This is a genomic window from Flavobacterium suzhouense, assembly GCF_042684765.1.
GTDB classification, from domain to species: domain Bacteria; phylum Bacteroidota; class Bacteroidia; order Flavobacteriales; family Flavobacteriaceae; genus Flavobacterium; species Flavobacterium suzhouense.
On record NZ_JBHUMD010000005.1, the window covers coordinates 103,689 to 123,730 of the forward strand.

24 protein-coding genes are annotated in these 20,042 nt (G+C 39.1%); 11 read left to right on the top strand and 13 right to left on the bottom strand.

Annotation, left to right across the window (positions count from 1 at the left end; genetic code table 11):
• Positions 1-68: 68 nt before the first annotated feature.
• Complete coding sequence (locus ACFSR3_RS03295) at positions 69-299, bottom strand: hypothetical protein (protein WP_114757840.1); 231 nt, start codon at positions 297-299, stop codon at positions 69-71.
• Positions 300-417: 118 nt separating this feature from the next.
• Positions 418-1,827 (bottom strand): MATE family efflux transporter, encoded by a 1,410-nt coding sequence (locus ACFSR3_RS03300; RefSeq protein WP_379819707.1) that lies wholly within the window; start codon positions 1,825-1,827, stop codon positions 418-420.
• Positions 1,828-2,019: 192 nt separating this feature from the next.
• Here ACFSR3_RS03300 and ACFSR3_RS03305 point away from each other — a divergent pair, with 192 nt between their 5' ends.
• Positions 2,020-2,535 (top strand): hypothetical protein, encoded by a 516-nt coding sequence (locus ACFSR3_RS03305; RefSeq protein ID WP_379819708.1) that lies wholly within the window; start codon positions 2,020-2,022, stop codon positions 2,533-2,535.
• A 96-nt stretch (positions 2,536-2,631) separates the two neighbouring features.
• Positions 2,632-2,961 carry a hypothetical protein gene (locus ACFSR3_RS03310; RefSeq protein ID WP_379819709.1) on the top strand — a complete coding sequence of 110 codons (330 nt, stop codon included), beginning with the start codon at positions 2,632-2,634 and terminating at the stop codon, positions 2,959-2,961.
• A 75-nt stretch (positions 2,962-3,036) separates the two neighbouring features.
• On the opposite strand, the gene ACFSR3_RS03315 is transcribed toward ACFSR3_RS03310, so the two are convergent.
• Complete coding sequence (locus ACFSR3_RS03315; protein ID WP_379819710.1) at positions 3,037-3,915, bottom strand: PPK2 family polyphosphate kinase; 879 nt, start codon at positions 3,913-3,915, stop codon at positions 3,037-3,039.
• Positions 3,916-3,986: 71 nt separating this feature from the next.
• Between ACFSR3_RS03315 and ACFSR3_RS03320 the strand changes: the two genes are divergently transcribed.
• The 4 genes from ACFSR3_RS03320 to ACFSR3_RS03335 all read left to right on the top strand — a co-directional run bounded on the left by ACFSR3_RS03320 (position 3,987) and on the right by ACFSR3_RS03335 (position 8,859).
• Complete coding sequence (locus tag ACFSR3_RS03320; RefSeq protein WP_379819711.1) at positions 3,987-4,832, top strand: DUF6929 family protein; 846 nt, start codon at positions 3,987-3,989, stop codon at positions 4,830-4,832.
• Between the two features lie 180 nt (positions 4,833-5,012).
• On the top strand, positions 5,013-5,531 hold the full coding sequence (locus ACFSR3_RS03325) for an RNA polymerase sigma factor (RefSeq protein ID WP_114757938.1): 519 nt from the start codon (positions 5,013-5,015) through the stop codon (positions 5,529-5,531).
• On the top strand, positions 5,515-8,442 hold the full coding sequence (locus ACFSR3_RS03330; RefSeq protein WP_379819712.1) for a YfbK domain-containing protein: 2,928 nt from the start codon (positions 5,515-5,517) through the stop codon (positions 8,440-8,442). The genes ACFSR3_RS03325 and ACFSR3_RS03330 overlap by 17 nt, the downstream gene beginning before the upstream one ends.
• Positions 8,443-8,511: 69 nt before the next feature.
• A complete protein-coding gene (locus ACFSR3_RS03335) occupies positions 8,512-8,859 on the top strand; it encodes an FEKKY domain-containing protein (protein WP_379819713.1) in 348 nt (115 codons plus the stop codon).
• 52 nt (positions 8,860-8,911) lie between these two features.
• Here ACFSR3_RS03335 and ACFSR3_RS03340 read toward each other — a convergent pair whose 3' ends face one another.
• A complete protein-coding gene (locus ACFSR3_RS03340; RefSeq protein WP_379819714.1) occupies positions 8,912-10,543 on the bottom strand; it encodes an ABC-F family ATP-binding cassette domain-containing protein in 1,632 nt (543 codons plus the stop codon).
• Between the two features lie 116 nt (positions 10,544-10,659).
• On the opposite strand from ACFSR3_RS03340, the gene ACFSR3_RS03345 reads away from it, so the two are divergent.
• The 5 genes from ACFSR3_RS03345 to ACFSR3_RS03365 are packed head-to-tail and all read left to right on the top strand — an operon-like array spanning position 10,660 to position 11,649.
• A complete protein-coding gene (locus ACFSR3_RS03345; RefSeq protein ID WP_379819715.1) occupies positions 10,660-10,890 on the top strand; it encodes a hypothetical protein in 231 nt (76 codons plus the stop codon).
• Positions 10,890-11,075, top strand: a complete 186-nt coding sequence (locus tag ACFSR3_RS03350; protein ID WP_114757850.1) for a hypothetical protein — start codon at positions 10,890-10,892, stop codon at positions 11,073-11,075. Before ACFSR3_RS03345 ends, ACFSR3_RS03350 begins: the two co-directional genes overlap by 1 nt.
• A gap of 2 nt (positions 11,076-11,077) precedes the next feature.
• A complete protein-coding gene (locus ACFSR3_RS03355; RefSeq protein WP_379819716.1) occupies positions 11,078-11,296 on the top strand; it encodes a hypothetical protein in 219 nt (72 codons plus the stop codon).
• Positions 11,280-11,483 carry a hypothetical protein gene (locus ACFSR3_RS03360; protein ID WP_114757852.1) on the top strand — a complete coding sequence of 68 codons (204 nt, stop codon included), beginning with the start codon at positions 11,280-11,282 and terminating at the stop codon, positions 11,481-11,483. Before ACFSR3_RS03355 ends, ACFSR3_RS03360 begins: the two co-directional genes overlap by 17 nt.
• Positions 11,467-11,649: a hypothetical protein gene (locus ACFSR3_RS03365; RefSeq protein ID WP_114757853.1), complete on the top strand. Its 183-nt coding sequence runs from the start codon at positions 11,467-11,469 to the stop codon at positions 11,647-11,649. Before ACFSR3_RS03360 ends, ACFSR3_RS03365 begins: the two co-directional genes overlap by 17 nt.
• Here the strand turns inward: ACFSR3_RS03365 and ACFSR3_RS03370 are convergent.
• The 9 genes from ACFSR3_RS03370 to ACFSR3_RS03410 form a co-directional block, all read right to left on the bottom strand.
• Complete coding sequence (locus ACFSR3_RS03370; RefSeq protein ID WP_379819717.1) at positions 11,646-12,371, bottom strand: alpha/beta hydrolase; 726 nt, start codon at positions 12,369-12,371, stop codon at positions 11,646-11,648. The genes ACFSR3_RS03365 and ACFSR3_RS03370 overlap by 4 nt on opposite strands.
• A 95-nt stretch (positions 12,372-12,466) precedes the next feature.
• Positions 12,467-12,991: a GNAT family N-acetyltransferase gene (locus tag ACFSR3_RS03375; RefSeq protein ID WP_379819718.1), complete on the bottom strand. Its 525-nt coding sequence runs from the start codon at positions 12,989-12,991 to the stop codon at positions 12,467-12,469.
• 49 nt (positions 12,992-13,040) lie between these two features.
• A complete protein-coding gene (locus ACFSR3_RS03380; RefSeq protein WP_114757855.1) occupies positions 13,041-13,643 on the bottom strand; it encodes an MAPEG family protein in 603 nt (200 codons plus the stop codon).
• Entirely contained in the window at positions 13,643-14,308 is a 666-nt protein-coding gene (locus tag ACFSR3_RS03385) for a DEAD/DEAH box helicase (RefSeq protein WP_114757856.1), read from the bottom strand. The genes ACFSR3_RS03380 and ACFSR3_RS03385 overlap by 1 nt, the downstream gene beginning before the upstream one ends.
• A gap of 185 nt (positions 14,309-14,493) precedes the next feature.
• A complete protein-coding gene (locus ACFSR3_RS03390; RefSeq protein ID WP_114757857.1) occupies positions 14,494-15,657 on the bottom strand; it encodes a sigma-54-dependent transcriptional regulator in 1,164 nt (387 codons plus the stop codon).
• 137 nt (positions 15,658-15,794) lie between these two features.
• The gene (locus tag ACFSR3_RS03395; protein WP_379819954.1) at positions 15,795-17,093 is read right to left on the bottom strand and encodes an ABC transporter permease; all 1,299 of its coding nucleotides are present in this window, start codon (positions 17,091-17,093) and stop codon (positions 15,795-15,797) included.
• The gene (locus ACFSR3_RS03400) at positions 17,093-18,019 is read right to left on the bottom strand and encodes an ABC transporter ATP-binding protein (protein WP_379819719.1); all 927 of its coding nucleotides are present in this window, start codon (positions 18,017-18,019) and stop codon (positions 17,093-17,095) included. Before ACFSR3_RS03400 ends, ACFSR3_RS03395 begins: the two co-directional genes overlap by 1 nt.
• 174 nt (positions 18,020-18,193) lie before the next feature.
• The gene (gene dnaJ / locus ACFSR3_RS03405; RefSeq protein WP_114757860.1) at positions 18,194-19,309 is read right to left on the bottom strand and encodes a molecular chaperone DnaJ; all 1,116 of its coding nucleotides are present in this window, start codon (positions 19,307-19,309) and stop codon (positions 18,194-18,196) included.
• Positions 19,310-19,335: 26 nt separating this feature from the next.
• Positions 19,336-19,920, bottom strand: coding sequence for a nucleotide exchange factor GrpE (locus ACFSR3_RS03410; RefSeq protein WP_379819720.1), 585 nt, complete (start codon positions 19,918-19,920; stop codon positions 19,336-19,338).
• Positions 19,921-20,042: the final 122 nt, after the last annotated feature.

The following is a 20,042-nucleotide window of genomic DNA, read 5'->3' on the forward strand; positions in this document are numbered from 1 at the left end:
TTTTCAGTCGCAGTCACAGTTTTCAGTCCTAAAGATACTGCCTACTGCCACTGCAAACTGAATACTTTCTATTGTCCTTCGTAACGTTCTACTTCCCTATCGTAAAAATTGTTTGCCGCTTCGATAAGACCTTCCATCTCTGCGTTAAGCTCGTTCTCATCAAGATCTTCCGGCTCTTCAAGGAACTCAACCTCATCATCTTTAAGATTGATGATAAAACGAGGGTAATCTAAATGGATAATAAAGATATCATCAGGGTAATCCGTATTATCGGCAAGTACAAATTTTGGTAATTCCATATATAGTCTAAAGTTTTAAAGTCGTAAAGTTTATAGTTTCTGTCATTTCGACCGAAGTGAAACGAAGTGGAGAAATCTCTAAGATTCTTCGACTACGCTACGCTCAGAATGACAAACATTATGCGATTATTTCCGTTGACTGCGACTGATCACTACCAACTGATTTAATCATCTTATTCGTTAAATAATTAAAGCGAAGATACAAAAATATTGCGGCAACGGTAAGCCCTGACAATAGTCCTATCCAGATACCCATAGCTTTTAGCTCGGTATATATCCCTAAATAAAATGATACAGGAAAACCTATTACCCAATAGGCAATAAAAGTTATAATTGTTGGCAGCTTAACATCCTGCAAGCCTCGCAGCGAACCCAATACTACCACCTGCAATCCATCCGAAATCTGGAATATCGCCGCAACAATCAATAATTGAGATGCTATAGCAATAACTTCTGTATTATCCTGTAGCTGTGCTACATTTTCCATATTCAGGAAGAAATGTGGCAATATGGTATGGAATGCAATAAACATTAATGCAAAGCCTATCTCTAATATCAATGTCAGAAGAAAAATTGAACGTGCTACAATTTGCAGGTTTTTGTAATCCCTGAGCCCTTTCTGGTTCCCAACCCTAACCATAGCCGCAACACTAAGCCCCATCCCGAACATAAACGTCATAGATGATAAGCTTAAAGCAATTTGGTTGGCTGCCTGATTGGTTTTACCAATAGAACCTGAAATCCATACCGCTCCTGTAAACAACGCCACCTCAAACAACATCTGCATAGACGATGGCAGTCCAAGTGCTGTTATCTTTTTAAGCATTGATTTTTTAATCTCGCTAAAGCTGAAGCCATGAAAATACTGTTTCATTTTCTCCTGACGCGAAAGCATGATGTGCATATAGGCCAGCATAAACAAACGTGATATTACCGTACCCAATGCAGCACCCATAATACCAAGTTTCGGGAATCCGAACGCGCCATAAATAAGTACGTAGTTAATACCAATGTGTATTATGTTTGAAGCAATAACGGCATACATAGCAAACTTTGTTTGTGACATACCGTCGGCAAACTGTTTATACCCCTGGAAAATAACCATTGGCACTAATGAAAATGCTACCCAATCAACAAAAGGCGAAGCAAGTTCGATAACTTCCTGTGGCTGATGCATCAGCTGCATTAAAGGCTTGGCAAGATACACAACCCCAAACAGGCATATACCTAGTATGGTACATAATAACAAGCCGTGATGAAATGCTGAACGCACCGTAGCTGTATCTTTTGCAGCATCACCCTGTGCCACCATTGGCGTTATAGCTGTAGAAAAACCTATCCCTACCGACATAGCAATAAATACCATACTGTTACCCAGCGAAACAGCTGCCAGTTCGGTAGCACCTAGTCGCCCTACCATGATATTATCGACTACACTAATGAGCGTATGTCCCAGCATCCCCAGTATTACAGGGTAAGCCAAGCGGATATTAGCTCCAAATTCCTTTGTATAAACAGATAGATTCACTTCAATTTTTTTGCAAAGGTAGGCAGAAGGATGAGATTAAAAAGCGAAAAACTTAAAACATTATTAATCAAAACATTAACCTTACATTTCTTTAATTTTATGAATTTATTACAACTAATTAACGAATTGTTGTGTTTTTTAATAATGCAGGCATACTAATTTTACCCATAACTAACAATAACAAGAGAAATCATGAAAATGGGAATTAAATTAAGAGGCCTGCTGCTTGCCACAATGCTAACATTTGGCGCAACAGCTTTTGCACAGGATAGTGCATCTTCTACAGATGGGTATGACCAAGGATTTAAACTTGGCTTTGGAGTTAATGCCGGCGTTACTACAGGCGACTACTTCAACTGGGCTTTAGGTTGTGATGTAAGATTACAATACGACTTCACCCAAAAAACATCCTTAACATTAACAACAGGTTTTACGAATCTGTTTGGTGATGACGAAATTAAAGATCTTGGTTTTATCCCTGTTAAAGCAGGTTTTAAAGCCTTTGTATGGGAAGACCGTTTTTACGTACTTGGTGAAGTAGGTGCCGGTTTTGCAGTAACAAACGACTATGATGAGACTTCATTTTTATGGGCTCCGGGTATAGGATACGCAAGTAAGCATATTGACGTAAGCGTTAGGTATGAGGGAATGAATGATTTTCATGCTGACCAGATTGCCCTCAGACTTGCTTACGGTTTTAAACTGTAATGCCTAAGATAACCTAAGTGCAGAACTAACCTTTGCTAAAAACCTGCGGTATATTGCTGCAGGTTTTTTATTTTTGTAATAGCCAACACATTACCCATGAAATTATTTATTATTGACTGGTCTAAAGAGCTTACTACACCCCTTATAGATTTCTGTAAAAAAAATGCAGATGTGGTAGGCATTGAGCTTCGTGATGGTAGCGAAGCTTACCGAAAAACGGGTTTACTAAAACCTGATGTAATAGTGATAAACTATGCTACCAAACCCTCTCATTGCAGGCAAACTGCCGACAGCATCCGTCAAAGGAAAGCAACTTCACAAATACCCATTTATTTTATTGACGGTGCCGAAGAAGAAAACGAACTTGCCGAGCATATGGGGATTTGCTTTTCTCAGGAAGAACTTCAGGATTTACTCCTGGAGTAGTTATTGGGTTCAGGGTTGCCACTCCTGTTGGATTTGTACACTAAATAGAGTATCGGACTTCTGATATCCGACAAGTTACTTCTCACTCTTAAGTTTATTTTCGTATAAATGAATATTATCCAGAACCTTTTCATCTACTTCAGGTTCCCTGAAATCATATTTTTTGATTTCTTCAAGAATAATACTGGCAACCATTAATCGTGCTGCTTTTTTATCATCACAAGGTATAGCATACCAGGGCGCATGATTATGCGATGTGTTTTGTATCATATCCTCATAATATTCCTGGTATTTTTCCCAAACTTCCCTTTCGTCAAGATCTCCTGGTGAAAATTTCCAGTTATGGCTTTTCTTCTCCAGTCGACGCAAAAGGCGCTGCCTTTGTTCTTCTTTACCCAAATGCAGAAAGAACTTAAGCACAATCATTCCATTTTGGGTTATATGTTTCTCAAAATGATTAATTTGTTCATAACGCATTTGCCAAAAATCCTTTGGTATATCTTTTACATCTTCAATTCCCGGAAGATTTTCTTTTAAAAGATATTCCGGATGCACACGTGTAACTAAAACATTCTCATAATGCGAACGATTAAATACAGCAAACTTGCCTTTTTCGGGCAGGGCTATATAATGGCGCCAGAGGTAATCGTGCTCCAGTTCGGCTGAAGTAGGCTGCTTAAAACTAAACACATTTACTCCCCTGGCATTAAAGTTTTTAAACACTTCCCTGATAAGACTATCCTTCCCTGATGTATCCATTCCCTGCAGAACTACCAAAACACTGTAACGATTATTGGCATACATCTTGTCCTGCTGTTTGGAAAGCTCTTTGCTGACTTCTTTAAGAGCGTCTTTTTTATGTTCATCAGTCAGTCCTAAATCTACCTGTGTTGGGGCGTGTTTGATACTGAATTTATGATCGGCTCTAAAATCGTCGGGATTGATTGCTTTCATGGATAATTGGTTTATCTTTATATAAATGTAAGAATTAAAATTGTAAAGAATTTTTCTCAAAATATAATGTTATGCAAAAGTTTCAGCTGGAACTGTTTTTACACATCATAGGTATAGGCTCTGCATCGGGTCTGTTATTAAACGGCACTAATCTGTATCTTGTATCTGACAATAGCCATATACTTTATGACTATAGCCTGACCGATAAAAAACTGGACAAAATCAATATTGCGCCAAAAGGGTATGATGGACCGCTTGAAAATGTCCCGAAAAAAGACAAGCCTGATTTTGAAGCACTGACCTCCTTTGGTGAAGAACTATATCTTTTCGGTTCGGGTTCTACGGCTAAACGCAACACCATAGTACACGTTGACGGTCAGTCAAAAAAAGTGTATCCACCAATAGATGCTACCGATCTTTACCTTGCCATGCAGGATTTCAGCGAAATTAATGCTGAGAATTTTAACATTGAAGCCGTTGCCTATGATGGTAATACATGGTATGTATTTAACAGGGGCAATGGCCCTAAAGGACAGAATGGCGTTTTTACCATGAATGGTGATATTAACGAGTCTATGTTTCAGTTCATCTATAACGAAGTAAAACTTCCGCTGATAAACGGAGCGCCTTCCAGCTTTACCGATGCGATACTGATAGATGATAAGCTTTATTTTCTGGCAACTGCCGAAAAAACAACCTCTACCTATAAAGATGGAGAAATTGCGGGTACGCTTATCGGCCGTATGGATACCGAATCTATGGAAGTTGAATTTACTGAGATAATCTCCAATAAAAATAAATTCGAAGGACTTACACTGTATAAAAAACAGGGCGATAAGCTCGAATTCCTTCTTTGCGAAGATACCGACAGTGATGCTACCGAAAGTAATATTTATAAGCTTACGCTTGAGAAGTAGTTTTGAGTTTCGGGTTTCGGGTTCAGGGTTGCTCACTCCTGCGCAAAACTCAGAACACAAAACGCTAAACCCTGAACAAAAAAATTTCATACCCTTCCCAACCTTTTCATCACTTTTATAATCTATATAGAAAAGAGACAAATTGTGATGGACGAAAAACTCATATCAGCATGCAGGAAAATGCACCGGGACTCACAGAGGCAGGTGTATGAGCTTATGGCTCCTAAACTGTACCATACCTGCAAAAGGTACCTGAAAAGCGAGGAAGAGATAGAAGAGGCGATGGCCGATGCCTTCTATACTATTTTTACCAAACTTGACCAACTGAAAGAAGATAAGGCCTTTGAAGCATGGGCCCGCAAAATTGCGGTTAACCTTTGCCTGATGAGCCTTAAGAAAAATGTGAACTTCAATATCTACATTGAAGACATGAGCCGAAGCAGCGAACCATCCGAAACCCAGTCGGCCGGGCTTGAGGAAGAAGACCTGCTGAACCTGCTCACCCATCTGCCGGAAGGCTGCAGGACGGTATTTAACCTGTATGCCATAGAAGGCTATTCTCATAAAGAGATCGCCTCCATGCTGAATATTTCTGAGGGAACATCCAAATCACAATTAAACGTCTCCCGCACGAAACTAAAGGAATTAGTAAACAGTGTTTATTATCAAAACGAGAACAGTCATGGAAAATCAAGATAAAATATACGAACAGTTTAAAGAGGCAGCAGGCAAAGCCGAACAAAAGGATTTTGCCCGTATGGAAGCGGTATGGAACCGCGTGGAGGAGAAACTGGACAATAAAAAACAGCGCAGGATTGCTGCCTGGTGGAAATACACTGGTATGGCTGCGGTATTCTTACTGTTTATGGGTGTTGGCTTCTTCATGCTGACCAACGAAAAAAACAACCCTGTTATTGCGCCAAAACTTACTCCTGAAAATAGCATAACCGTTATAGATACCCAAAAGGTAAAAGAAACTTTTGACCCTGCTAAAACGGAGGGGAAAGAAGAGGTTGTTACTACAGAAACAAAAACTGCACCGATGGAAGTCATGGCTTCAGGTATGAATGCTGTTACAAATGAACCGAAAGAGGAGTATTCAGTAAAATATGATGCCTATACTCCAACCTTAAATGATAATGTAGTGGAAAGCTCCGCAACAGCCAGCCCTACAGGAGATGTTAATTATACCGAGCCAAATGCCAAAAGCAAAGACAAAGTGCAGACCATAGAACCAGCAACCTTAGTCACTATTCAGCCTGTGGCAGAACCCGTTGCAACTATTATAAATCCTGTCAGTGTAGAAAAGAAAATGGTATCAGGAGTTATAACCGATAGTAGTGGTTTACCGGTACCGGGAGCAAATGTTATAATACAGGGCACAACAAAAGGTACCCAAACCGATTTTGACGGTAAATACATGATTGATGCCAAAGAGGGTGAAAAGCTTATCGCTTCATTTGTTGGTATGCAAACTCAGACCATTACACTTGGCAGGAGCAAAAATGTAAACTTTAAACTTAGTGATGATGCAAATGTGCTTGAGGATGTTGTTGTTGAAGCTTACAGAACAACCTCATATCGCAGCGCTGAAGAACGAAAAGCAATGCGTGAGGAGCGCAGAGAAGAAAGAAAGGCTAAAAAAGAAGCCAAAGAAGCAGCTAAAAATTCAACTGCGACATCACAGGGTTACGTTAGTGCACCGGTAGTAGCTGAGACTTACAGAACCACCACGAAACCTCAAAGCAATGTTGCTGCCACAACTATAACTTCTAAAACCATCGAAGGCAGACCTAATGCTGACTTTATACAAACATTGCAGGGACAGGTACCGGGACTTAACATCAGTACAGGTTCAGGGCAACCGGGAGCGAACAGTACGATTGTATTGAGAGGTGTTGGTTCTATCAATGGAAATAACGAACCACTGTATGTTATTGATGGTGTACCGATGAAAACTGATGATTTTAAACAGATAAATCCAAATGATATTGAAAGTATTAGTGTGCTTAAAGATGCCGGAGCTACTTCAATCTATGGCAGCAGAGGTGCTAATGGAGTGATCATCGTAAAAACCAAAAAGGCCCTTACCGATAAAGAAAAACGTAAACTGGAAAAGCTAAATAAGAAACTGGAGAAACAGAAAAAAAAGCATCCAGAGAGTTTTACTACTACCGAGGCTCCTAAACAGGCATTAATAAATGTTGACCAGGAAGACTACGAATCGTTTGAAGAAAATAAGTTCGAAAATCCTGCCACTACTCCATTGTCAACTTTTTCGATAGATGTGGATAACGCTTCGTACACGAACATCAGACGATTCCTGAACAATGGGCAGACCGTTCCAAAAGATGCGGTACGCATTGAAGAAATGATCAATTTCTTTAAGTACCAGTATCCACAGCCGGTAAACAACGAACCGTTCTCTATCAATACCGAGTACAGCGATGCACCGTGGAATCCTCAGCACAAGCTATTGAAGATTGGGCTACAGGGTAAGATAATTCAGGATGATAACCTGCCGGCTTCCAACTTTGTGTTCTTGTTAGACGTTTCCGGCTCTATGAACGAACCTAATAAATTGCCTTTACTAAAACAAAGCATGAAAGTACTGATAAACCAAATGCGTAAAAAAGACAGGATAGCCATTGTAGTATATGCAGGTGCAGCAGGATTGGTATTGCCTTCTACAAGTGGTGACGAGAAAGAAAAGATATTCGCCGCCCTTGATAACCTTAATGCAGGTGGCAGTACAGCAGGTGGCGCAGGTATCGAGCTTGCCTATAAAACAGCCCAAGAGAATTTTGTAAAAAATGGCAACAACCGTGTAATACTGGCTACCGATGGCGACTTTAATGTAGGCGCTTCATCGAACACAGACATGCAGACCCTTATCGAAGAAAAACGTAAAAGTGGTGTGTTCCTTACCTGCCTTGGTTACGGTATGGGCAACTACAAAGATTCTAAAATGGAGATACTTGCCGATAAAGGCAACGGGAACTATGCATACATAGACAATATGCAGGAAGCCGACAGGTATCTGAACAAAGAGTTTAAAGGGTCGATGTATGCCATTGCAAAAGATGTGAAAATACAGATCGAGTTCAACCCAAAACACGTACAGTCTTACCGATTGATAGGCTATGAAAACCGTAAACTACGTGATGAGGATTTTGCCAACGATGCCATAGATGCCGGTGAGCTTGGCAGCGGCCATACCGTAACAGCACTTTATGAAATTATACCAACCGGTATAAAAAGTGACTACTTTAATGCCGCACCTGAACTGAAATACAGTCAGCCAACAGGTACTGCCAATCAGTACAACGATGAACTGGCTACGATAAAATTCAGGTCTAAAAAGCCGGATGAGGATAAGAGTACCGAGATCATAAGGGTAATACCTAATAATCCAATTCCGCTGCAAAGCACATCAGGCGATTTTAAATTCTCTGCTGCTGTGGCATGGTTTGGATTAAAACTGAGGGATTCAAAACTTGTTCCGAACAAAAAAACTGACGATATAAAATCGCTTGCCAAACAAGGACTGCAAAATGACCCCGATGGTTACAGAGTAGAATTTGTAAGGCTGGTGGAAATGGTAAAATAAATTTTTAGTTACTTAACTCAACTAAGCCCGGCAGACGCCATAATCGGCCGGGCTTTTTTTTAAATTTAAATGATGAAGTCGTTTATTACCTTATTTTTTACAATAAGTTCATTTCTTGTCTCTGCACAGGAGAAAACACCGCAGGAAAAATTTGAGAATGACCTGAAAAGAAATACTATCACCTTATACCAACTTGGCGGAATTGCCCCGAAGGCAAAAACCCAAACCGATTTAGATTTCCAGACAAAATATAAAGTAAAGTATTATGATTTTGGTTGCCTTGCTCCTGTTAATATTAGTTTTTATGAAGACTATAACCTTCTTGCCTTACATTACCTCGCTGACAAATATGGTACAAAAGAAATAAAAGATATCCGACAAGACATCTTAGGCTTTGACAAATGGAACAAGAAATAACAAAAAAGGCAGAAGCGTGAGCTTCTGCCTTTCGGTTATATTCATATCTATATTACTTCTCTATCTCCCTAAGGTTTTCCATCTTTTTCATTTCAAGGAAACCTTTTATGTCTTCAAAATGTTCTTTTACACGTTTGTTGCCAAACTCAAACACTTTAGTTACCAGCCCGTCAAGGAAATCCCTGTCATGCGATACCAGTATCAGTGTACCGTCAAATGCGATAAGCGCATCTTTAATGATATCCTTGGTTTTCATATCAAGGTGGTTGGTAGGCTCATCCAGAATAAGTACGTTATACGGCTCAAGCAATAGCTTAATCATGGCAAGACGAGTCTTCTCACCTCCAGAAAGTACTTTTACCTTCTTGGTTGTATCATCGCCACTAAACATAAACGCTCCAAGAATAGTCTTGATCTGTGTACGGATATCACCCTCAGCAATTCGGTCAATCGTATCAAAAACAGTAATCTCTCCATCCAGAAGTGATGCCTGGTTCTGAGCAAAATATCCAATCTTTACATTATGGCCTACTTCCAGTTTACCCTGATATTCCAACTCACCCATAATGGCTTTAACCATCGTAGATTTACCCTCACCATTCTTACCTACAAAGGCAACTTTCTGACCACGCTCAATAACCATTTCAGCATCTTTGAATACCACGTGGTCACCGTATGCTTTAGAAAGCTCATTTACCACTACAGGATACTGCCCTGAACGTGGAGCCGGCGGGAACTTAAGGCGAAGTGCCGAAGTATCTACCTCATCAACCTCAACAAGTTCCAGTTTCTCAAGCATCTTAACACGCGACTGCACCTGAAGTGTTTTAGAGTAAGTTCCTTTAAAACGCTCTATGAATTCCACATTCTCGGCAATCATCTTTTGCTGCTCATCATAAGCTTTCTGCTGATGCGCACGACGGTCTTTACGTAGCTCTAAATAGTGTGAATATTTTGCTTTATAGTCATATATCCTTCCCATTGTAACTTCAATGGTGCGGGTAGTAATGTTGTCTACAAACGCCCTATCGTGCGATATTACCATAACGGCTTTGGCACTGTTTACAAGGAAATCCTCAAGCCACTGAATACTCTCAATATCCATGTGGTTGGTAGGCTCATCCAGAAGGATAAGATCCGGTTTTTGTAATAGTATCTTAGCAAGCTCGATACGCATTCTCCATCCACCGCTGAACTCCGATGTTGGCCTTGCAAAATCTTCACGGGTGAAACCCATACCGAGAAGTACCTTTTCAACTTCGGCTTCATAATTAACCTCTTCGATAGAATAGAATTTCTCACTAAGTTCTGATACTCTTTCGATGATCTTATAGTATTCGTCCGACTCATAGTCCGTACGAATAGTAAGCTGTTCGTTAAGCTCATCAATCTCAGCCTTCATCTTGAAGATTGTTTCAAAGGCTTTAGATGTCTCTTCAAATACAGTAGCATTGTCTTCGGTAAGCAAGTGCTGAGGAAGGTAGGCAATAACAGTACCTTTTGGAGCCGAGATGTTTCCTGACGAAGGTTTGTTTACCCCTGCAATAATTTTAAGCAGTGTCGATTTTCCCGCACCGTTCTTACCCATAAGGGCAATCTTATCCGTTTCATTAATCGAAAAAGAAACATCGCTAAAAAGCGTGGTACCGCCAAACTGTACCGAAAGCGCATCTACTGTAATCATGATTATTTTTTTGAAGCCGCAAAGATAGGATAATCAGGCGATTTGTCAAACAGCGTTTATTTGCAGAACATAAAAAGATTGGCTACTTTTGAAAGTATAATTTTTAATTGATTTTGATGAAACCTTGGGTTAAAACAGGACTCTTTTATGCTATTTGGATGTTTGTTTTCATGACATTCGTAGCTCCTTATATATTGGTATGGACCGGATTTCAGGATGAAAACGAACCAAAATTCCTAATAGGTAAAATCCTAATCAATGCTGTCTTCTGGCTTATTTTCGGACTTATTTTTGGCTACTGGAATGGTAAAAAGAAAAATGGACCTAAAAAACAAATCGACTCCTAATGAAAAGCTGGATAAAATTCGGATTGTTCTGGGGAATGTTTATGGCATTGGTCATAAATGTATTATTTCCATTATTTGATGGAACGGATATCGTTCCGATGAAAGTTCTTGTAAGCATTCCGTTCTGGCTTGTTGGCGGACTCATCTTTGGTTACGTTTCACGCAAAAAAGAATCAAAACAATAATTATGTCACGATATACAAAAGCGGTTATAGCCTGGTTCTTTTTCTGCTTTGTGCTTACCACTTTTGTATTGCCTTTACTTGGCTGGAGCAATAACACTATTGACCTCTCACAGATAGTTGTCAACTTTTTTCTTTGGGGAATTGTCTGCTTTTTCGTAATTTACATAGAGAAACGACGCGTAAAGAAACTTAAAAAAGATAACGATGAAAAAATGGGTTAAATATGGATTGCTCCAGGGAGCTCTTATGGCCTTTGGACTCGCCATAGCCTTTCCAATATTAGATGGAACATTTTCCACCACAAACCTAGTGATAGGGATACCTGTATTTATACTGTCGGGATTGGTTTGGGGATACCTGATGCTTGGAAAACAACCAAAAAAATTATACAATGAAAAAATGGGTTAGATCAGGACTAGTTTGGGGAGGCATCCTTTATATCATCACCATGATTATTTTTCCCCTTTTTGACCACGAACGTTTTACCATTACCAAAATACTTTTGGGTATCCCACTATGGATAGTAGTAGGTTTGATTTTGGGTTATTTACTGAAAAAGAAGAAGGCACATTAATTCTTTAAAACATCATCAGCAAACTTTTTAAATTCCGATTTAAAATGTTTGTTATCATTGATACCGTTATGTCCCTGACCCGGAAGTGTAATTAATGTCTCTCTCTCTTTAAATTCTGCTTTAAGCTTTTCCGAGTTACTATAAGGCAACAATTTGTCATCAGAACCGTGAAAAATACAGACAGGTGCTTTTACTTTTTGAAGGAATTCATGAGTCTCAAAATTATATTTCTTTAAAAATCCCGGCATAAATGGAACCATAGAACTAATTGTTTCCCTTAGACTGTAATAGGGCGCCTGCAAAACCAGTCCTGCAGGTTTATTATCAGAAGCCAGCTTAGCTGCTGGTCCAGTACCTATGGAATAACCCACAATTATAATTTTATTCTCAGGATAGCCTGCCTTTACATAATCATAGGCCTTTTGCACATCATTAAGAAACTGTTGTTCCCCTGATATCTTCCCTTCACTTTTACCGTAACCCCTATAGTCCAGAATGAAAATATCATATCCCATATCGTTATAAGTCGTAGCGATTTCACCCCAACCTTTCACCGAACCTCCATTACCATGAAGATAAAACACGAGTCCTTTAGTTTCCGCTGATTTAAAAAGCAAACCGTTCAAGTTTACATCCTTCTCAACAGGAATAGAAAGCTCTTCAAATTTAGAATCAAATGAAAACTTATAGTTCTTAGTCAAAACTTCAGGCTGAAAAATCATTCCCTACTGATTAAAATATAAGTAAGCAACCAAAAACAGGTATATAAACCCAAGAAAAGAAACAATAATAATCGTTATAAATTTGAGGCTCTTAATCATAAATTCGGATTCTTTATTTCATACCAGGCTTCTTCCACACCATCCTCAATAAAAGTCTCAATGAATTTTAAACCCGATTTTTCGAGAATTCTTCGCGATGCTTCATTACCGGTATCAGCATAAGCATTTATTTTCTCTAGCTTCATTACATTAAAGCCATAGTCTACCAATGCCTTCGCAACCTCACTTCCATAACCTTTACCCCAGTGCTTTTTAAGAAATCGATATCCCAAATCTATAAATATGCCTCTATCCGGCAGGTTGCGTTCTCTTTTGAGTCCTGCCCAACCTACAAATTCATCTGTTTCTTTAAGGATTACAGCCATTCTTGCTATCCCAAATTCGGTATACTGCCATTGCAGGTTTTCAATAATAGGGTACACTTCATCAATATGCTTTAAAGGATTATTACCTAAGTACAAATGCACTTCAGGATCAGAATCCATTTCAAACATAGCCTCAGCATCTGAAGATTGAATTAAACGAAATAACAGACGTGGGGTTTCGAGTATTGTTTGCATGACTAATTGATTACTGAACACGAATATAAAGAAAAAAGCTACTGATTTCTCAGTAGCTTTTTACATCTCCGCCTTCGGACAGAGAATTTTTAAATATTTGTATGGCATTATAATCTTCAATACCAAGAATATCGATCAGGTTAAGGAAATGAAGTTTGCCTTCATTATGATAATATACAAGCTGCGGGCGTATGTCCTGCATTTGTCCCCTATGGTTTAATTCAAAATATTTGATGATTTCACTACCATCTGTAAAATTCAGAAGAACGCTTATGTCCTTCCCATTTGGCCAGCTTTCTTTATCTGTAGAAAAGCTTTCTGCTTTCCTTAAATAGTTTCCATGATCACTAAATTGAAGTTTACTGATTAAAGAAAGATTATATTTATGTTCATTTATGGCTATGCTATCTTTTTCGAAGGTAATTATACCTTCAAGTATTCTTTTAGGCTTTTTTATAAAAAATGATATTACTTTAAGTATAATACCCAACAGAAATATTGACCAGCAAATTACCCTTAGGGTTTTATTGTCTGTAATATAGCCTATAGTGTAAGCAATTATAGCTACCATCCAAAAAACACCTACAAAATGATTTACAGAAAGTTTTCTCAAATCTACTTTAGGAGGCGTAAAAACCTTAAACGTATTCATTACTCCTGAATATTGTCATCTTCCTCCTCATCGTCGTAATCCTCATCCTCTTGATCATCAAATTCAAAGAATAACGGCTCTACCATTATTTTATCAGCCAGTATCTCAACACGATCGGTAATTACATCGGTAAAGAACAGTCGTTGCGTTTTAGTAATACTGTTTGATATACGCGCTATTTTTGGCTCCATCCTTACTTTAAGCAGGTCTTCGGCATCGTCAACAATGAACATTTTTAGCCTGTTTACATCAAATCCTGCTGTGGAGAACATCTCATTAAGCCTTACCGGCGTACCAATAAGCACATCGATACCAAGTGAAATCTGGTTTTTATCATAGTCAATATCACCCTGCTCGTATACACCATACACACGCAGGTTATTGTAATTACCATACTTTTTAAAAAGCTCCATCATTTCCAGCACTTTAGCTTTATCCTGAACCATGATCAATGCTCGCGGCGACTCCTCAAATGGCTTATCAAGACGTTGAATCACATTGATAACAATAGTTGTAGTCTTACCAAGTGTCGAATCTGCCAGAAATACACAGTCAACACCACTTTTAATGGTACTCCATGTTTCTTTTTGCAATTCGGTAGGTTCTGTAAGTCCCGCTTCTTCAAGGGCACGGGCAAGCTTTTCGTTTATTTTTTTTAAATGCATTTTTTTGCTATTACACAGATATTCCCTAAGAAGCACAAAGATTCACAGAGAATTACTGCTTTGTGCGCTCTTAAATTCTGTATTGTTGAAAGAGACCACAAAGTAACGAAAAGAAAAATAAAAAACCTCAGAGAATCTCTGAGGTTTCTTTATGTTCCCGATAGCTATCGGGACAGTGATAAATTTTATTTACTTGCAAAAAGCTTTACATCGGTCTCGCTTATTTCGGCGCCTCCTAATATTATAAGGCGCTCTACTACATTGCGTAGCTCACGGATATTACCCGTCCAGTCATATTCCTGCAATAGTTTAATGGCTTCTGCCGAAAACTTCTTGGTAGCCGAGCCCTGCTCTGAAGCTATCTTCTCCGCAAAATGGTTTACAAGTGTTGGTATATCATCCCTTCTGTCGTTCAGCGCAGGTACTTTTACAAGAATAACTGCCAAACGATGGTATAAATCCTCACGGAAACGCCCTTCGGCTATTTCCTTTTTCAGGTCTTTATTCGTTGCTGCAACAACGCGAACATCTACTTTAATATCTTTTTCGGCTCCTACTCTCTGAATCATGTTCTCCTGAAGTGCACGAAGTACTTTTGCCTGAGCGGGCATACTCATATCCCCTATCTCATCAAGGAAAATAGTTCCTTTATCGGCAGCTTCAAACTTACCGGCACGATCTTTCACCGCACTGGTAAAAGCACCTTTTACGTGACCGAACAATTCACTTTCTATCAGTTCCGATGGTATCGCAGCACAGTTCACCTCAATAAAAGGCGCAGCAGCGCGCTCGCTCTTTTCGTGAAGCCAGTGTGCCACAAGTTCCTTACCGGTTCCGTTAGGGCCGGTAATCAATACGCGGGCATCAGTAGGCGCTACTTTTTCTATAATTTCTTTTATGTGATTGATAGGCTCACTGTCACCTACCATCTCATAACTCTTGCTGACTTTCTTTTTCAGCATCTTGTTCTCAACCACCAGTACTTTTCTGTCCAGCGCATTGCGAACAGTATTTAGCAAACGGTTCAGATCCGGTGGTTTTGAGATGTAATCAAATGCTCCAAGACGCATTGTATTGATCGCTGTTTCCAGATCGCCATGACCCGAAATCATCACAAAAGGAATTTCAGGTTTTATCTTCTTTACCGCTTCCAGCACTTCAACACCATCCATTTTTGGCATCTTAATATCACAAAGTACCAGGTCGTAATCCTCGTTCTTTATTTTTTCAAGCCCTGCAAGGCCGTCTTCGGCCTCTTCAACTTTATAGGTATCGCTTTCCTCCGACAGTATCTTTCCCAATACCCTGCGGATTGCAGCCTCGTCTTCTATTATTAATATTTTGGACATTCTTTTTTAGATTGTTTGATTCATGGATTCTTTGAGCGTTCGCTAAATATATTAATCTTATAAAGCTTACTATTTATGATTAACAAAATCCATGCTATTTTTTAACGTACTGTAAACTGTTAACTTATTACTGCATACTAGTACTTAAGCCATTTGAATATTTCCTTATAGGTTGGTTTCTTACCATACATAAGAATACCGATTCGGTAAATCTTAGCTGCAAACCATACTACAAGTAAGAATGTAGCAAATAACAATACTACCGAAACTATAATTTGCCATACAGGTACACCAAACGGTATGCGCATCATCATTACGATAGGCGATGTAAGCGGTATCATTGAGAATACTGTCGCTACTGTGCCGTGCGGATCATTGATTACCGTAAAGAACCCTACATACACTCCCAGCATAAGCGGAAGGATAATAGGTAATAAGAATTGCTGTGAATCGGTTTCGCTGTCTACTGCTGCACCTATTGATGCATAAATTGAACTGTATAAAAAGAAACCTCCAATGAAGTATACCAGGAAACATCCAGCCATCATACCTAATGGCAAGTTCCATATTTCATTAAGATAAGCCTGCATTTCACCCATCGAGTTTTTTCCGGCTTCAACCATTTCCGGTGTTACCGCACCTGTGCCAACTTTCATTCCGAAAACTCCTGCGACAACAAAAATCAGGATTGTTCCCAATATCGCCCATATCAGGAATTGTAATATCCCTGCCATAGACGTACCGATAATTTTACCCATCATCAGTTTAAAAGGTTTAACCGATGAAATGATAATTTCGATAATACGGTTAGTCTTTTCTTCGATTACGCTACGCATTACCATATTACCATAAATGATAATAAACATCATAATAAGATAACCAAAAGCAAACCCGATACCTATCTTGATCTCATTAAGCCATTTCAGGCTTTCCTCTCCAGAAAATTTGCTAAGGTGAATTTCAGATTCGGCTTTTGCCTTGCCAATTTCCTCGTAATTGATGTTTTTTTGTTCAAGGTTATACCTGAAAAGCTTATCGTTTATAACATCCTGCACACCATCAATAAAATCCATTGACGGGCTTTCGTCAGAGATATATTCTACTTTCTTCTCTAATTCAAGTGGCGTGGCTACCTTTGGTACATATATAAGACCCTCATAGCTTTTAGCAGCTTTTTCTTTGGCTACTGCCAATGGCATCTCCGATAAATTTACATATTCTATTTTCTTAGTGTCTTTAAAATCGGGCTCCAGCATTCCTGATTCGTCATGGATCGCAATTTTAATTACCTCATCGTCATTCACACTGGCAAGATAACCCACCAGCATCGCCATAGCTGTAAACAATAGCGGACTCAAAAAAGTCATCACGATGAAAGATTTATTGCGCACCTTGGCGACAAACTCTCTTTTTACAATTAAGGATAGGCTCATAATTATCGTTTGCTTACAGTTTGAATAAATATATCGTTTACGCTTGGTATCTTCTCTACAAAGTAAGTTACATCGCCCTTTTGTACGAGGTCGCTTAACAGCTGTCGCGAAGTAACACCTTCAGGCAGGGTAATCTGAAGCTTAAGCTCATCATCAAGGGTTTTAAAACTTGCCGGAGCCACCTGGTATTTCTGGCTAAGCTCACCTGTAACCTGATGGTTATTCCCTGACAGGATACCTACTTCAAAGGTGTTGGTACGGTATTGCTTCTTAACATCATTAAGTTCGCCTTCGATAAGTTTGTTCGATTTATGGATAAGCGCAATATGGTCACACATTTCCTCTACGCTTTCCATTCTGTGGGTAGAGAAAATAATCGTAGTGCCTTTATCACGAAGCGCCAGTATTTCATCTTTTATAAGATTGGCATTTACAGGGTCGAAACCACTAAAAGGCTCATCAAAAATAAGCAGTTTGGGTTGGTGTAGTACCGTTACCACAAATTGTATTTTTTGCGCCATCCCTTTTGATAACTCCTGGATCTTTTTATCCCACCATCCTTTTATCTCAAGGCGGTCAAACCAATACTCCAGCTGATCTTTAGCCTGCTTTTTGGTAAGCCCTTTAAGCTGGGCAAGATATAATGCCTGCTCGCCTACTTTCATGGTTTTATACAATCCTCGCTCTTCGGGCATATAGCCAATATTGGCAATATGACTTGGGTTGAGCTTTTCACCATCAAGGAAAACCTCACCGCTATCGGGCATTGTAATTTGGTTAATAATTCGGATAAGAGAAGTCTTTCCTGCTCCGTTAGGACCTAAAAGTCCATATATGCTGCCTCGCGGCACCTGTAGTGAAACGCTGTTAAGGGCAGTATAATTGCCATATTGCTTAACAACATTCTTTACTTCAAGAATTGGTTCCATTCAAATTTGATTGAGAATGTAAAAATAAAGAATAATGACGGATAATTAGCAGGTATTAAAACCTCCTAAATAAAAAAACCCACCTTTATTTGCATAAAGATGGGAAAAATTGCTATGAAAAAGAAAAATTCACTATTTACATAGTGAATTTCAAATATATAATTTTTTCTTAAATTATGAAAACATATCCTTAACTTTTTCAAAAAAAGATTTATCCGACTTTTCAGGGTGCGGAATAAAGTTTTCATCCGTAAGTGATTTCTCGAAAAACTGACGTTGTTCTTTTGTCAAAGTCTTTGGAGTCCAAACATTTACATGCACTAATAAGTCACCACTACCGTAAGAGTTAAGACTCGGTATACCCTTACCTTTCAGTCTCAGTATTTTACCTGACTGTATGCCCTCTTCAAGTTTTATCCTTACTTTTCCATTTACAGCCTCGATATCTTTAGATGTTCCAAGCGCAGCTTCGGCAAAGCTTATGTATAAATCATAGTGAAGATTCTCACCTTCACGTTTAAGTGTTTCGTGCTCAACTTCTTCAATTGCAACAATCAAATCACCCGGAATGCTGTTATTACCCGGTGCATCATTACCTTTTCCTGCAACTTTTAGCTGCATACCGTCTACTACACCTGCAGGTATTTTGATTGATACTGTTTCGTCTTCCATTATCATACCCTGAGCATCGGCATTGTTAGGCTTAGATTCTATGATCTGCCCCGTACCTCCACAGGTATGACAGGTAGCAGCAGTTTGCATCCTTCCAAGTATCGTGTTGGTTACCTTCATTACCTGACCGGCACCATTACACGTAGGACACGTTTTAAAGCTAACGCCTTTAGCCTGTACCTTACGTTTCACTTTTACTTTTTTCTCGACACCGTTAGCAATTTCGTCAAGAGTAAGCTTTACTTTAATACGCAGGTTACTTCCTTTCATCCTGCGCTGGCCGCCTCCCCCTCCGAAACCACCAAAGCCGCCACCAAATGCGCCTCCGAAAATATCTCCAAACTGACTGAAGATATCATCCATGTTCATACCGCCGCCATTAAAACCACCTGTACCGTCAAACGCCGCTGATCCATACTGATCATAACGTGCTTTCTTATCCGGATCGCTTAATATCTCATAAGCTTCGGCAGCAGCCTTAAATTTTTCCTCTGCCTCTTTATTTCCCGGATTTTTGTCAGGGTGGTACTCAATAGCCTTCTTACGGTATGCCTTTTTAATCTGGTCCGCAGTAGCGCTTTTATCAATGCCTAATATTTCGTAAAAATCTTTCTTCATCTTACTGTAATGCTAACAGTTTTAAATTAGTTACCAATAACAACTTTAGGGAAACGGATAATTTTATCTCCCAGTTTGTATCCTTTTTCAATCACGTCTACAATCTTACCTTTAAGATCATCCGACGGTGCTGGGATTTGAGTAATAGCTTCTGCAAAATCAGCGTCAAAAGCATCCCCAGCTTTAATTTCTACCTGCTCAAGTCCTTTAGAAACAAGTGTATCTTTAAGCTTATTATGTATAAGCTCTACTCCTTTAAGCAAAACCTCATCTTCAGATTTTGAAATCTGCGTCATAGCCCTGTCAAAATCATCAAGAACCGGAAGCATAGCCTGTAGCACTTCCTGATTAGCTGTTTTAAACAAATCTAATCTTTCTTTAGATGTTCTTTTTTTATAGTTTTCAAATTCAGCAAACAGTCTTAAAAACTTATCTTTCTCTTTGGCAAGTTCCTCACTAAGCTTTTCTTCGGCTGACAATTCTTCAGCAGATGCCACGCCTTCATGTTGTTCAGCAGCTTGGTTCTCATTTATTATTCCGTCCTGATTTAAGTCTTTCTCTACGTTTTCAGAATTCTCCTGGCTCATATTCTTAAATAATTTCTTAAACATTATTTTGTTTTCGTTCGCTTTAGCGAAACGCAAAAGTATTGCCAAAATCTGTAAAATGTCAAATTGTCACGGCTATTTTTCTTAATTTTAAAAGATAGTACAATCCTAGTCTAAACTAAAAC

Excerpts from the sequence above, each read along its gene's own strand:
- ACFSR3_RS03390 (WP_114757857.1), bottom strand. The coding sequence starts at position 15,657 with ATGTCCAAAATATTAATAATAGAAGACGAGGCTGCAATCCGCAGGGTA.
- ACFSR3_RS03355 (WP_379819716.1), top strand. The coding sequence starts at position 11,078 with ATGTCACGATATACAAAAGCGGTTATAGCCTGGTTCTTTTTCTGCTTT.
- ACFSR3_RS03375 (WP_379819718.1), bottom strand. The coding sequence starts at position 12,991 with ATGCAAACAATACTCGAAACCCCACGTCTGTTATTTCGTTTAATTCAA.
- ACFSR3_RS03310 (WP_379819709.1), top strand. The coding sequence starts at position 2,632 with ATGAAATTATTTATTATTGACTGGTCTAAAGAGCTTACTACACCCCTT.
- dnaJ (WP_114757860.1), bottom strand. The coding sequence starts at position 19,309 with ATGAAGAAAGATTTTTACGAAATATTAGGCATTGATAAAAGCGCTACT.
- ACFSR3_RS03305 (WP_379819708.1), top strand. The coding sequence starts at position 2,020 with ATGAAAATGGGAATTAAATTAAGAGGCCTGCTGCTTGCCACAATGCTA.
- ACFSR3_RS03365 (WP_114757853.1), top strand. The coding sequence starts at position 11,467 with ATGAAAAAATGGGTTAGATCAGGACTAGTTTGGGGAGGCATCCTTTAT.
- ACFSR3_RS03330 (WP_379819712.1), top strand. The coding sequence starts at position 5,515 with ATGGAAAATCAAGATAAAATATACGAACAGTTTAAAGAGGCAGCAGGC.
- ACFSR3_RS03315 (WP_379819710.1), bottom strand. The coding sequence starts at position 3,915 with ATGAAAGCAATCAATCCCGACGATTTTAGAGCCGATCATAAATTCAGT.
- ACFSR3_RS03345 (WP_379819715.1), top strand. The coding sequence starts at position 10,660 with ATGAAACCTTGGGTTAAAACAGGACTCTTTTATGCTATTTGGATGTTT.
- ACFSR3_RS03320 (WP_379819711.1), top strand. The coding sequence starts at position 3,987 with ATGCAAAAGTTTCAGCTGGAACTGTTTTTACACATCATAGGTATAGGC.
- ACFSR3_RS03340 (WP_379819714.1), bottom strand. The coding sequence starts at position 10,543 with ATGATTACAGTAGATGCGCTTTCGGTACAGTTTGGCGGTACCACGCTT.
- ACFSR3_RS03335 (WP_379819713.1), top strand. The coding sequence starts at position 8,512 with ATGATGAAGTCGTTTATTACCTTATTTTTTACAATAAGTTCATTTCTT.
- ACFSR3_RS03370 (WP_379819717.1), bottom strand. The coding sequence starts at position 12,371 with ATGATTTTTCAGCCTGAAGTTTTGACTAAGAACTATAAGTTTTCATTT.
- ACFSR3_RS03350 (WP_114757850.1), top strand. The coding sequence starts at position 10,890 with ATGAAAAGCTGGATAAAATTCGGATTGTTCTGGGGAATGTTTATGGCA.
- ACFSR3_RS03295 (WP_114757840.1), bottom strand. The coding sequence starts at position 299 with ATGGAATTACCAAAATTTGTACTTGCCGATAATACGGATTACCCTGAT.
- ACFSR3_RS03360 (WP_114757852.1), top strand. The coding sequence starts at position 11,280 with ATGAAAAAATGGGTTAAATATGGATTGCTCCAGGGAGCTCTTATGGCC.
- ACFSR3_RS03410 (WP_379819720.1), bottom strand. The coding sequence starts at position 19,920 with ATGTTTAAGAAATTATTTAAGAATATGAGCCAGGAGAATTCTGAAAAC.
- ACFSR3_RS03380 (WP_114757855.1), bottom strand. The coding sequence starts at position 13,643 with ATGAATACGTTTAAGGTTTTTACGCCTCCTAAAGTAGATTTGAGAAAA.
- ACFSR3_RS03400 (WP_379819719.1), bottom strand. The coding sequence starts at position 18,019 with ATGGAACCAATTCTTGAAGTAAAGAATGTTGTTAAGCAATATGGCAAT.
- ACFSR3_RS03325 (WP_114757938.1), top strand. The coding sequence starts at position 5,013 with ATGCACCGGGACTCACAGAGGCAGGTGTATGAGCTTATGGCTCCTAAA.
- ACFSR3_RS03385 (WP_114757856.1), bottom strand. The coding sequence starts at position 14,308 with ATGCATTTAAAAAAAATAAACGAAAAGCTTGCCCGTGCCCTTGAAGAA.